The 11794-nt window shown below is 50.4% G+C and carries 13 protein-coding genes; 4 read left to right on the top strand and 9 right to left on the bottom strand.

Going from position 1 to position 11794, the window contains the following annotated elements:
- Positions 1–27: 27 nt before the first annotated feature.
- Genes OEV59_03875 through OEV59_03885 form a run of 3 tightly spaced genes read right to left on the bottom strand, consistent with a single transcriptional unit; the run spans position 28 to position 3494 of the window.
- Positions 28–774, bottom strand: coding sequence for a ComF family protein (locus OEV59_03875; GenBank protein ID MDH4226880.1), 747 nt, complete (start codon positions 772–774; stop codon positions 28–30).
- Positions 771–2369, bottom strand: a complete 1599-nt coding sequence (locus tag OEV59_03880; GenBank protein ID MDH4226881.1) for a HAMP domain-containing histidine kinase — start codon at positions 2367–2369, stop codon at positions 771–773. Before OEV59_03880 ends, OEV59_03875 begins: the two co-directional genes overlap by 4 nt.
- Positions 2370–2375: 6 nt before the next feature.
- Entirely contained in the window at positions 2376–3494 is a 1119-nt protein-coding gene (locus OEV59_03885) for a PAS domain-containing protein (GenBank protein MDH4226882.1), read from the bottom strand.
- Positions 3495–3881: 387 nt separating this feature from the next.
- Between OEV59_03885 and ftsY the strand changes: the two genes are divergently transcribed.
- Genes ftsY through OEV59_03900 form a run of 3 tightly spaced genes read left to right on the top strand, consistent with a single transcriptional unit; the run spans position 3882 to position 5710 of the window.
- Positions 3882–4769 carry a signal recognition particle-docking protein FtsY gene (ftsY, locus tag OEV59_03890; protein MDH4226883.1) on the top strand — a complete coding sequence of 296 codons (888 nt, stop codon included), beginning with the start codon at positions 3882–3884 and terminating at the stop codon, positions 4767–4769.
- 40 nt (positions 4770–4809) lie between these two features.
- Positions 4810–5346, top strand: a complete 537-nt coding sequence (locus tag OEV59_03895) for a nitroreductase family protein (GenBank protein MDH4226884.1) — start codon at positions 4810–4812, stop codon at positions 5344–5346.
- The gene (locus tag OEV59_03900; protein MDH4226885.1) at positions 5327–5710 is read left to right on the top strand and encodes a PilZ domain-containing protein; all 384 of its coding nucleotides are present in this window, start codon (positions 5327–5329) and stop codon (positions 5708–5710) included. Before OEV59_03895 ends, OEV59_03900 begins: the two co-directional genes overlap by 20 nt.
- Before the next feature lie 3 nt (positions 5711–5713).
- Here the strand turns inward: OEV59_03900 and cysS are convergent, their stop codons facing one another.
- The 6 genes from cysS to OEV59_03930 form a co-directional block, all read right to left on the bottom strand.
- Entirely contained in the window at positions 5714–7117 is a 1404-nt protein-coding gene (cysS, locus tag OEV59_03905; protein MDH4226886.1) for a cysteine--tRNA ligase, read from the bottom strand.
- Between the two features lie 20 nt (positions 7118–7137).
- The gene (gene ispF / locus OEV59_03910) at positions 7138–7614 is read right to left on the bottom strand and encodes a 2-C-methyl-D-erythritol 2,4-cyclodiphosphate synthase (GenBank protein ID MDH4226887.1); all 477 of its coding nucleotides are present in this window, start codon (positions 7612–7614) and stop codon (positions 7138–7140) included.
- A gap of 43 nt (positions 7615–7657) precedes the next feature.
- Positions 7658–8452: a 2-C-methyl-D-erythritol 4-phosphate cytidylyltransferase gene (gene ispD, locus OEV59_03915; protein ID MDH4226888.1), complete on the bottom strand. Its 795-nt coding sequence runs from the start codon at positions 8450–8452 to the stop codon at positions 7658–7660.
- A 115-nt stretch (positions 8453–8567) separates the two neighbouring features.
- On the bottom strand, positions 8568–9083 hold the full coding sequence (locus OEV59_03920) for a CarD family transcriptional regulator (protein MDH4226889.1): 516 nt from the start codon (positions 9081–9083) through the stop codon (positions 8568–8570).
- Between the two features lie 187 nt (positions 9084–9270).
- A complete protein-coding gene (gene glnA, locus OEV59_03925) occupies positions 9271–10683 on the bottom strand; it encodes a type I glutamate--ammonia ligase (protein ID MDH4226890.1) in 1413 nt (470 codons plus the stop codon).
- Positions 10684–10737: 54 nt separating this feature from the next.
- Positions 10738–11076 carry a P-II family nitrogen regulator gene (locus OEV59_03930; protein MDH4226891.1) on the bottom strand — a complete coding sequence of 113 codons (339 nt, stop codon included), beginning with the start codon at positions 11074–11076 and terminating at the stop codon, positions 10738–10740.
- 200 nt (positions 11077–11276) lie between these two features.
- On the opposite strand from OEV59_03930, the gene OEV59_03935 reads away from it, so the two are divergent.
- The gene (locus tag OEV59_03935; GenBank protein ID MDH4226892.1) at positions 11277–11783 is read left to right on the top strand and encodes an NYN domain-containing protein; all 507 of its coding nucleotides are present in this window, start codon (positions 11277–11279) and stop codon (positions 11781–11783) included.
- Positions 11784–11794: the final 11 nt, after the last annotated feature.

An 11794-nucleotide genomic window follows, 5' to 3' on the forward strand; every position in this document is an offset into this window, starting at 1 on the left:
GCAATGTTCGACATTCGTATAACGATATCACAGTTTGACTGCCATGGCAAACGTGGCAACATAGACCGCTGCCCCGGCCCTGGCAAGCACCTTTGAGCACTCGGCTATGGTCGCTCCGGTGGTACACACGTCGTCGATGAGAAGAACGCGCCTGTTCTTTACCGCGCCCTTGTCCCTGAGCGCAAAGGCGTCTTTCACGTTCGCACTCCGCTCGTTGTGCTCGAGCTCGACCTGCGGCCTGGTGTGCCTGATCCTTTCGAGATTGTCGTAAGAAAGGCGTGCGCCAAGCCTTTTCGAAACCTCGCGCGCTATAAGAAGCGACTGGTTAAAACCGCGCTCCCTTAGCCGTTTTAAATGAAGCGGCACGGGCATGACCGTATCGAAGCCGCCTTCGCCAAGACCTTTCGCAGCCAGAGACACCCACTTGGCCATCGGCCGCGCAAGCTCGGTCTTTTTATTGTACTTTAAATCGCGCACCGCCTCCGCAACATTGCCATCGTAGAAAAACGCACTGCGCATCGCCTCGAACCAGCGCTTTTCCGTAAGACATTCGCCGCAGCTACCCGGCGTTTCTATCGCTCCGGCAAAAGGCCTGCCGCATTTTACGCAGTGCGCAGCATCGGATATCTTCCTGATACTATCGAGACAGGCATTGCAAAGCCAGCTGTCCGAAGCTGTCTTGCCGCAAAAGCGGCAGAGGTTCGGGAAAAACACGTCCAGAAAAGGCAGCGCAAAAGTTTTCGCCCTTTTTCCAAGCTCCGTTGCCGTTATCATGCCAGGCCCCCTTTGGGCGCTGCAGGCAGCTTGACCGTGAACACCGAACCCTTGCCAGGCTTGCTATCTACGAAGATATTGCCGCCGTGCTCCCTGACTATGCCCCTGCTAACGCTAAGGCCAAGGCCGGTGCCTACCCCAGGCTCTTTTGTCGTAAAGAACGGCTCGAAAAGCCTTGCCACCGTTCTCTCATCCATTCCCGTGCCCGTATCGCTGACACTTAATATGACATGACGTGAGTCAGGGCCGTCCTCGCACTCCGTTGCAAGCACAATCTCTCCGCCGCCAGGCATGGCGTCCCGCGCGTTGGCAACGAGATTTACGATTACCTGCTCGAGCCTGGTAGAATCGCCGATAACAGGCGGCAGCGTTCCTTTTTCAAACCTGACCTCTACACCGCTTTTCTTTAGTATCTCGCCAACGACTATGAACGCATCGTCGATAACGGCATTTAAGTCCACCTGTTTGTACACGGGATTATCCTGACGCATGAACACGCGAAGATGCCCGACTACATTTTCCATCTTTCTTGCCGCAGAGTCTATTACTTTTAATTTTTCGAACACATCGGCGTCCATGCCTTCCTTTTTAAGAAGGTGCTGGGTAAGCCCGCTTACCACCGTAAGCGGCTGCCTTAGCTCGTGCGCGAGCACGGCAGACATCTCGCCAAGGGCCCTAAGCTTCGAGACCTGCGTCAGATGGTCCTGTGCCTGCTTGAGTTCGTTGTACGCGGCCTTCAAGTCCTTTTCTCCGTCATCGAGGATCTTTACCATGCCAACAAGGCTGTCGACCACTTCCTCGTGCCTGCGCTCTCTTTGCTCAAGCTCCCTTTTTACCGCGCGCACCTCGCTACGTAACTCTTCGACCTTGCCCGTCTCCGTAAACACAATGACAAAACCGTCCCTTATGGTATCGAGTTTCATGGCAGCGGCCCGGATGCGTTTTTTTACTCCGCCGATTCTGGCTTCAACGGTCATCGGGGAAGAACCAAGCACATCCATATCAACATCGCCCAAGACCTGCGCTATGTTTGGCCCCTTGGCCCCGGCATAAACGAGACCAAATGTATCCAGAAACGTCTTGCCTGCATACAGAATGTTCCCCTTCGAATCAACGGCACAGACAAAAAAATCGCTCACAGACAAGGCCTTGCTTACTATCTCCACCTCTGCCTCCACGAGACCAACGGCCCTGCCAAGCATCGATACAAGCCCATCGTCTTTTCCGTGCTTTTTTGCCACTCCCGACATTTCAAGCCTGCTCCACTTCAATTCCAGCAAACTGCTTCTTTTAACGACCGCCGCTGCCCCGACAAACAACGTATCCAATATAGCCACTATCTTCTTCCAGAAAATAACGGAAAATACGATACCGACCGCCAGGCCTACCAGGACAGAAAACCCAAAACTGACATATTGCGCCTGCTCCAGTATCTTTTCAGGCTCGACGGCGCCAAGTATATTCGAACTATCCACATCCTCGACATAAAAAAGAAAAACAACCCTGGCGCCAAGGGCAATCAGCACAACGCCAAGCATTGCCGCCAGAATCGAAAGCGAAAGTTTTTTTCTTACATCCAAGAATTCTTTATGCATTTATATTTACGTCTCTTCCCGAAAATCGTCCTTAACGCCCCGCTCTCGAAGCGTTTGGCTGCCGAATGTTCCGGCCTCCTGTTTATGCATTTCCCTTTTTACGGCAAGTATGGCCAGGTCCTCGAGATTCTTTATTGCCGCCTTCAGTTTTTGCTCGCTTTCCTCGGCCCTGACCCTTGCCTCTACGGCCTCGTCCATAAGACGCTTTTTTTCGCTCACATCTCTGGCAACAAGCAGCGCAGACTCGATTTTTCCGCCCGATGCAAGCGGCACTGCGGTTATATCCCATATACCGTCTTTGCTGCCGCCAAACTCCCTTGGTTCCTGCGGCCTTCCGTCGAACACAGCGGCCAGGAACGCTTTATAATCCAAGTCCGCTGACTTATCCATGAAATCGCCAAAGCGCGCGCCAAGGAGCCCGCTGCCGCTTTTCTTTAAAAGCCTCATCGCCCCGTGGTTCGCGTACTTTATCCTGCCGGCCCGGTCAAGTTCTACAACGCAGTCGGGCAATGACTCGAGTATCTCAATATAATGCGCTATGGAGTCCTTCAGCATAGCAACTGCCGCGTTATAATATGCCGCGATATCGGCCAACTCGACAGTTCCTTTTTCGTCAAGTTGATAATTATAATTACCTTTGGCAAGGCACTCCATGCCAAGAACCGTGTTTTCAAGCGGCTCGACAACGATTCTACGATTAATAAGATACATTATCAAAAAACACACAACGAAGAATACGGCAAAGGCCGCTGTCATGGTCTTCATTCGCATGACATTTGCCGCATAATGCGCGGACATAAGCCGCACATTATCGTCTATCTGGTTTATCAGGCCCGGAATCAATACATCGAGGATCTCCGTCCGCTTACTTCTGCTGACTTTCTTATCTTTAAACTCCTTTAATGCGGTCTTTACGTTCCCCCAGCCCGCCTCAGTTGCATTAAGGCTTTTTATTATTTCCTCATTCTCGGCAAAACCCGATGTTCCATACCTGGCATCTCCGTGCTTGAGGCCATAGAGAACGCTGTCTACCTGCCCGATGTTTTCATCCAGCGCATGGGAAATTCTATCAAATTCAGCCTCCGAAGCATTCACAGACCTTAAAACAAGATTCTGTATAGACACTACGAAAAACCTCTGACGCCCCACAAGGTTTATTTCCCCATGGCTGCCGTGGAGCGTATTAACCGTATTGACCATTAACGCAAAAAATATAATGGCAATAAGCAACAACACTCCTATGAATGATTTTGCCAGATTGGCGGATTTCATAGGCCCTATAAAATCAATTTTTATGTATAAATCGGTTTGGTTTTTAAGGAAACGTTTAGCTGCGCTACTTACTGTATAATTATACCAAATATTATTATTATATCAAGCCGTAATTCCGGCTCAGGTATATCAATTAACGTTCCTGCGTAAGCTCATAAAAAACTTTCATTTAAATTGCCGCTATGTTATCCTTTTATTCTTAAAGTATAGCGTAAAACTTACGCGCCAAATCGGACAACCATGGTTTTCGACAGCATAAAAGCAGGACTCTTAAAAACCCGTAACGCGATAGTCGGCGGAATATCCTCGGCCCTTGGCATGGCGCCGACAGCAGAGACACTTGAGAAGCTCGAGGAATCGCTTCTTACCGCAGACATAGGGGTCGAAACTTCCACGGAAATAATCGAAGCAATCAAGACGGGCAGCGGCAAAGAGCCGGACGCCCTTGCCGGAGTAATCCGCTCGAAGATTTTCGACATAATGAGGACGGTTGAGGCGCCGCTCTCCGTGGCCCCCCAGACTCCTTTTGTAATAATGGTGCTCGGCGTAAACGGGGTTGGCAAGACAACCACCATCGGAAAGCTTGCAACGTATTTTTCCGCCAAAGGTAAAAACGTGCTCATTGGCGCTGGCGACACCTTTCGCGCAGCGGCCATAGAACAACTAGACGTCTGGTGCAAACGTGCGAACTGCCAGGTCGTAAAGCACTCGCACGGCGCAGACCCTGCGGCGGTTGCCTACGACACCATACGCTCGGCAATATCCAAAAAGGCCGATGTCGTAATCCTCGACACAGCCGGAAGGCTGCATACGAAAACCAACCTCATGGAAGAACTAAAAAAAATAAAGCGCGTCATGGAAAAGGAACTCCCCGGCGCGCCACACGAAAGGCTTCTCGTGCTCGACGCCTCGACCGGCCAGAACGCCCTTAACCAGGCGCGCCTCTTTAACGAGGCCGTCGGGGTGACCGGCATAATAGTGACAAAACTCGACGGCACGGCAAAGGGCGGCATAATCGTGCCAATGGCCAGGGAGCTGAAAATTCCCATCCGTTTCATCGGGGTTGGAGAGAGCGCCGAAGACTTAAAGGAATTCAACGCAAAGGATTTCGCTGACGCCATAGTGTAGCGGGCACATTACAGCAAACCGCCTAACCAAGAGAGAGCTCATGGATAAGAACACCGAAATATTCTACGCAATCTCCAAAAAACGCAAAAGCATCCGCGCGTTCAAACCCGACAGCATAAGCGACGAAATAACCTCGCGCCTTCTTGAAGAACTTAGAAACTCGGAAAGCGCGGCAAACCGGCAGCCCTGGCACTTTATCGTGCTAAAAGGCGAGGACAAGAAACGCTTTGACCACGTGTTTACAAAAGACGGCTTTAAGACAGCGCCGCTTTGCATCGTTGGCTGCGCAGAGCCAAAGCAGGCCTGGGTAAGGAAATCCGACAACGCCAACTACGCGGAAATCGACGTGACCATAGCACTTACGAGAATGATAAGCGCCGCAACTGCAGAAGGCATCGGAAGCTGCTGGATAGCGGCATTCGACCCGATTGAAGTAAGAAAAACCCTTTCTTTACCCGACGCCGTAGTACCCGTCGGCATCATAGCCCTTGGATACCCCGAGACCGAACTCAAAGTGGAAGAAAAACCGCGCAAACCTCTAAAGGAGATACTCCACCATGGGAAATGGCAAGGATAACAAGAACGGCGACTACGTACTGCTAAGGCCCGACCGAAGGCGCGACACGCGTAAGCCGATACTCGTGCTTCGCGTAACAGAGGCACGCTCTAACGTCTTCTTTGGTTACGCAAAAAACATCAGCAGAGGCGGGCTCTTTATTTCGACCGTAAACCCAAGAAAGGTCGGTGAAGAATTCAAGATAGCCTTCGATTCCCCTGTGGACGGCAAGCAAATAATCTGCAACAGTGCGGTCGCATGGATAAGGAACTATTCACCGGAGACAAAGCTCGAGGCAGGCATGGGCATGAGGTTCCTTGATCTAAACGAAGAGGAAAGAAAAACAATCGATGAATGGGTAAAGCTCAAGCCGAAAAAAAGATAAGCCCTAGTTTTTGACTGTCCATACAGTGCCCGAGGCTGTATCCTCGAGCATAATGCCCTTTTCCTTCAACTCGGCGCGTATCGCGTCTGCCCGCTTAAAGTCCTTGTTCTTTTTCGCCTCAAGCCTTTCGTTTATAAGACGCTCTATCTCTTCCTTTGGAAGAGCTGCCATGGCCTTTAACTCGCCAAAGTAAGCAGCCGGGGTTTTGTCGAAGGTGCCAAGTATCTTCCCTGCCTCCTTTATTATGCCGAGCGAAGCGGCAATTGCCATTACGTCTTTTTTACCGGAATCAAGCGCTCTATTTATATCAGCGATTTCCTTAAACACCTCGCCCACAACTGCAGCGGTGTTAAAATCGTCGTCCATGGCCCCGGTTATCGCGCTTATATTCTTTTTGTCCGGGATATTCTTCACTGCCTCCGGGCACTCTGTCTCGACGCGCTCGAGCGTTTTATAGAACCTCGAGGCCTTTGCCTCGGCCTCAACAAGCGAATCTGCCGAGTACTCTATCGGAGAGCGGTAGTGGCTGGAGAGAAGAAAGAGCCTGACACTTTCAGCGGTATTTCTCTTTAGCACTTCCTTTATGGTAAGAATATTACCAAGCGACTTGCTCATCTTCTCTGACTCGATATTCACAAACCCATTATGCATCCAGTATCTGGCAAATGTCTTGCCGATTGCGGCCTCGCTCTGCGCGACCTCGTTTTCGTGGTGCGGGAACACAAGGTCCTTACCGCCGCCGTGGATGTCTATTGTTTCGCCAAGGTGCTCAAGGCACATGGCAGAGCACTCTATGTGCCACCCCGGACGGCCTTCGCCCCACGGGCTCTTCCACTTCGGTTCATTTGGCTTCGATGCCTTCCAGAGCGCAAAATCGAGCGGGTCGTTCTTGCGCTCGTTAACGTCTACTCTCGCGCCTGCCTCGAGGTCCTCGATGTTCTTACCCGAAAGTTTTCCGTACTCCTTGAACTTTCTTACCGAATAATAAACATCGCCGTCCATCACGTAGGCAAAGCCCTTTTCAACAAGCCGCTCTATGACCTCGATGATTTTCTCTATTGTCTCGGTTGCCTTGGGCCTGATGCTTGGAAGCTCCACGCCAAGAGATGCCATGTCCTCGTCGTAGGCCTTTATGAACTCGGCGGCGACATCCTCGGATGTCCTGCCCTCTTTATTGGCACGGTTTATTATCTTGTCGTCGATGTCAGTATAATTCTTTGCGAACTTTACTTCATAGCCGGCATACTTTAGATACCTGTACACGGCATCGAAGCTCACAGCGCTTCTTGCGTGTCCAATGTGGCTTAGGTCGTATACGGTAGGGCCGCAGACATACATGAGCACGCGGTTGCCCGAGACCTTGAACTCTTCTTTTGCGCCTGTCTTTGTGTTGAAAATTTTAAGCATCTATCTGCCGCTATCCCTTCTTAAGCATTATCAACGAGCAAAACAACTGCATAGGCCTTTATGCCAAGCTTCGAGCCCGTAAACCCGAGGCCTTCCTCTGTCTTGCCCTTTACGTTCACCATCTCCGCGCTGCAGCCAACCGCCTTTGCAATTGTCTCGCGTATCCTGTCAATGTAAGGCAAAAGCTTCGGCTCCTCGCATACGACGGTGGAATCGATATTATGTACCTTAAGCTTCTTTTTCTTTATCTCGGCTATGGTCTTTTCAAGAAGCACGAGGCTGGATATGTCTTTATACGTGTTGTCGGTTGGAGGAAAATGGCGGCCTATGTCGCCAAGCCCGGCAGCCCCGAGTATCGCGTCGATTACCGCATGAAGAAGAACATCGGCATCGGAATGCCCGTCAGGGCCATAGGCGCACTCTATCCTCACGCCTCCGAGCACAAACGGCCTGCCTTCCTTATATCTATGTACGTCGTAACCGAATCCTATGCGCATAGATTCTCCAAGGTCTTAAAGATACAGTATCAGGGCGCGCTCTTCAAGGGTTTTCTCTTAGCTTTTCCCTGCCCTTCAAAAGCTCTTTGGCAACGAATTTTTTGGCCTCCATGAGCTCTTCGACAACGGTTATGTCAACGGGTGTTGTGCCATTCAAAAGCCCTTCGGCAACGGCTATGTCGACTGGCGTTGTGACCTTGATGTTCTCCGGCAGCCCCTCGACAACCGTTACGGCAATGCTTAGCCGCTCGACAAGCGAGCTTTCGTCCGTGCCGATGTAATTGTCTTTTAGGGCCGCGTCAAATGCCTTTTTTAAAACATCTACGGCAAAGCCCTGCGGCGTTTGCACGGAAATGAGCTTATCTCTATCTATGGTAGCCTTCACCCGGCCATCTGATACTTCCTTTATCGTGTCCTTCGGTTTTATGCCCGGAATGGCTGCCTTGTGTTTTATCACCGCTGCTATCACCTCGTCTATAAGCTTTACAGTAACAAGCGGCCTTGCAGCGTCGTGCACAAGGACAATATCAAAGGAATCCTTTATAACCTCGAAGCCATTTCTTACCGAATCTTGCCGCTCCTTGCCGCCCTCGACCACCTTCAAAACTTTTTTAAAGCCAAACTTCGTAATGACTTCTTCCACGCACATCTCAACGTCTCCGGGAGGAACAACGACCACGACTGCGTCGACAAACGACGAGTCCTCGAATGGTCTAAGCGTGTGCGCGAGCATTGGACGCCCGTTAAGCTCAAGAAACGCCTTTTTCCTGGAACCGAGCCGTTTACCAAACCCTGCAGACGGAATTACGGCAGCGGCCCTTGGCCTTTGTGAGTTCATTTTCCCAATCATATCCATATAAGATTTATACGGCAAAACCTGACAAAAAACAAGCTGCCCGGCATCTTACGCCGCCGGGCAGCTTTCCATTCCCAGAAACTTTTATAAAACCCTCTCAGGCCCTTTTGACCTTGAATATGATATCGAGCTCCTTCTCAACGTTCTCTTCCTTCTTCTTCTTTGCAACCGATATTTCCTTTACAAGAAGGTTTCTCGCGGTATCGAGCATCTTTCTCTCGCCAAAGGAAAGCTCCTTGCCGTTCTTAAGATTGCTTAAATCCCTTAGAACGCTCGCCACTTCCATAGCGCATCCGGTCTTTAGCTTCTCGGTATAATCTCTATACCTTCTGTTCCACGTCTGGCCGTCTTGAGAAGCCGACTTCTTCTGCTTAAGCACAGAGTAGACCTTCGGGACCATACTCTTCTTCATTACTTTTCTAAGTCCCACGTTATCGGCATTGGTGGTCGGCACCATGATGGTCGCATCAGAGCCGAGAACCTTAAGCACATAGAACGACGAGTCCTTACCGAGTATCTTTCGTTTCTCTATCCCCTCAACAACAGCCACCCCGTGCGCCGGATATACCATTAATTCTCCGGCCTTAAACGTATCGATACTCACTTTCGCCATAATTTTAGGACCTCTCTTGGTATTTAGGTATTTATAGGCAAACGACGAGCTAATAGACTATATCATGAATATTGCTGTTGGTCAAGGATTTTTAATGTACACTTAATCTAAGTGATACTTTTAAAGCACAAAACCCCGGCAGAAATTCTGCCGGGGTTTTGCAAAATATACCTTTATTATCGGTATGTTAGCAGTCGAAATACAGGAGGAACTCGTGCGGTGTAGGCCTTAATCTGACCTCTTTAAGCTCCTTTTCGGTCTTGTACTCTATCCAGGTATCTATGACGTCCTGGGTAAAGACATCACCCTTCAAAAGGAACTCATGGTCATCCTTCAGGGCATTTAGCGCCTCGTCAAGGGAGCCTGCTGCCGACGGTATCTTCTTAAGCTCCTCAGGGGAGAGCCCGTAGATGTTCTTATCGAGCGCCTCACCCGGATCTATCTTGTTCTTAATGCCGTCAAGACCAGCCATGAGCATGGCGCTCATCGCAAGGTATCCGTTGCAGGCCGGGTCAGGGAACCTTACTTCGATCCTCTTTGCCTTTGGAGAAGGCGAATACATCGGTATCCTTATGGAGGCCGAACGGTTGCGGCTCGAGTACGCGAGGTTTATCGGCGCCTCGTAGCCTGGAACGAGCCTCTTATAGGAATTGGTCGTCGGGTTGCAGATGGCATTAAGGGCCTTAGCGTGCTTAAGGATACCGCCGATATAATACATGGCGAGCTCGCTCATGCCGCCGTACTTATTGCCGGCGAAAAGGGGCTTACCGCCCTTCCATATGGACTGGTGAACGTGCATGCCGCTGCCATTGTCACCGTAAAGGGGCTTTGGCATGAAGGTAACGGTCTTGTTCCACCTTCTTGCGACGTTCTTTATTATGTACTTGAACCACTGAAGCTTATCGCCCATGTTAAGGAGCGAATCGAAACGCATATCAATCTCCGCCTGCCCTGCTGTTGCGACCTCGTGATGCTGCCTCTCGACCTTTATCCCGACCTGCTCCATGATAAGGCACATCTCGTTACGAAGATCGTTTTGCGTGTCAGTCGGCGCAACCGGGAAGTACCCTTCCTTATGACGGGTCTTATAGCCGAGGTTCGGGCACTCTTCTCTTCCGGTGTTCCACACAGCCTCTTCCGAATCTATATAGAAGAAACCCTGGTGCGGGGTGCTGCTATAGCGGATATCGTCGAATATGAAGAACTCGGGCTCAGGGCCGAAGTACGCGACATCGCCTATGCCCGTGCTCTTGAGATATGCCTCTGCCTTGATCGCGATGTTCCTCGGGTCCCTTGAATACGCCTCCTTGGTTATCGGGTCAACGACATTGCATATGAGACTAAGTGTCGGCACCTCGGAGAAAGGCTCCATGACCGCTGTCCTTGCGTCCGGGATTACGAGCATGTCGCTTGCATGAATAGGCTGCCAGCCTCTTATGCTGGAGCCGTCAAAACCGAGCCCCTCTTCAAACACGTCTTCGGTCAACTCGTCTATCGGGCATACGAAGTGCTGCCATATGCCGATAAAGTCGAGGAATTTAAAATCCACCATCCGTGCCTTGTTGTCCTGCGCAAATTTTAGTGCGTCTTTCGGTTTCATCTTCTTATTGCTCCTTCTCTTGTTTTTTGAAAATCCCTGCTGTTTTATAAAAACCTAAACCGCGTCCTCGCCCTTTTCGCCGGTCCTTATCCTAACCACCTCATCAACGGGCAGCACAAAGACCTTACCGTCGCCGATCCTGCCGGTCTTTGCCGCGTTCACTATCGTATCAACGACCTTTGCGACCACATCGTCCTTAACAACGATTTCCATCTTTATCTTCGGCAGAAAATCCACCACGTACTCGGCGCCGCGGTAAAGCTCGGTGTGCCCCTTCTGGCGGCCAAACCCCTTAACCTCGCTAACGGTAATGCCCTGTATGCCGATTTCGCTAAGCGCTTCCTTTACCTCGTCGAGCTTAAAAGGTTTTATAATTGCCTCGATCTTCTTCATAAGGAACCTCCATAAAAACCGTCCGTAACTTCTATATTATATTGCAAGCACCGTGCCTAAATCTAACAGCTTGATTTTATTGGATTTTATCCCGACAAGCCCGCAGCGCCTGCCTAAAAAATAGGCATTATTCGGGATATCTGTGTCAAATTTAATCAGGGTTGTTGATTAATGGTGCATACTTCTGCTAATCTTTTTATATGTCCATGCGCATTATGATAGACGGATACAACCTTATAGCGACGATGTTCCCGGACGCTCTCTCCGGCGACCTCGAGGCAAAGAGAGAACAGCTCTCAGCCTCGCTCTCTGCCTACAAAAAGCTTCGCGGCGTAAAGATAACCATCGTGTTCGACGCCCAGGGAAGCGGCAGGCTTACGGAAGGAAGCTTTAACATAAAAGGCGTGTCGACCGTATTTACCGCCAAAGAAACGGCAGACGACTATCTTAAAAAAGCCAGCGTGGAATTCGGAGGCGGCCTGACGATAATAACATCGGACAACGACGTTGCCGGCTTTGCGGAAAAAAATGGAGCTGTGGCAATATCTTCGGAAGAGTTCGCACGGATACTGGAAAACGCCCTTTACTACGAAATAAAGGGCGTAACCGAAGAGGATGAGGAAGATAGTTGCGGAAATAAAAAAGGCCCGTCAAAGAGGCCTTCCAAAAAAGACCGGGCGCATAGCGCCCGCCTGAAAAAACTCTGACAAAAGACTAT

It is taken from the genome of Deltaproteobacteria bacterium (assembly GCA_029858205.1).
GTDB lineage: Bacteria > Desulfobacterota > GWC2-55-46 > GWC2-55-46 > DRQE01 > JAOUFM01.

What these genes read in the sequence shown, in the direction of transcription:
- OEV59_03880 (MDH4226881.1), bottom strand. Translation starts at nt 2,369, where the DNA reads ATGCATAAAGAATTCTTGGATGTAAGAAAAAAACTTTCGCTTTCGATT.
- ftsY (MDH4226883.1), top strand. Translation starts at nt 3,882, where the DNA reads ATGGTTTTCGACAGCATAAAAGCAGGACTCTTAAAAACCCGTAACGCG.
- ispF (MDH4226887.1), bottom strand. Translation starts at nt 7,614, where the DNA reads ATGCGCATAGGATTCGGTTACGACGTACATAGATATAAGGAAGGCAGG.
- OEV59_03930 (MDH4226891.1), bottom strand. Translation starts at nt 11,076, where the DNA reads ATGAAGAAGATCGAGGCAATTATAAAACCTTTTAAGCTCGACGAGGTA.
- OEV59_03875 (MDH4226880.1), bottom strand. Translation starts at nt 774, where the DNA reads ATGATAACGGCAACGGAGCTTGGAAAAAGGGCGAAAACTTTTGCGCTG.
- OEV59_03895 (MDH4226884.1), top strand. Translation starts at nt 4,810, where the DNA reads ATGGATAAGAACACCGAAATATTCTACGCAATCTCCAAAAAACGCAAA.
- glnA (MDH4226890.1), bottom strand. Translation starts at nt 10,683, where the DNA reads ATGAAACCGAAAGACGCACTAAAATTTGCGCAGGACAACAAGGCACGG.
- OEV59_03900 (MDH4226885.1), top strand. Translation starts at nt 5,327, where the DNA reads ATGGGAAATGGCAAGGATAACAAGAACGGCGACTACGTACTGCTAAGG.
- ispD (MDH4226888.1), bottom strand. Translation starts at nt 8,452, where the DNA reads ATGAACTCACAAAGGCCAAGGGCCGCTGCCGTAATTCCGTCTGCAGGG.
- cysS (MDH4226886.1), bottom strand. Translation starts at nt 7,117, where the DNA reads ATGCTTAAAATTTTCAACACAAAGACAGGCGCAAAAGAAGAGTTCAAG.
- OEV59_03920 (MDH4226889.1), bottom strand. Translation starts at nt 9,083, where the DNA reads ATGGCGAAAGTGAGTATCGATACGTTTAAGGCCGGAGAATTAATGGTA.
- OEV59_03935 (MDH4226892.1), top strand. Translation starts at nt 11,277, where the DNA reads ATGTCCATGCGCATTATGATAGACGGATACAACCTTATAGCGACGATG.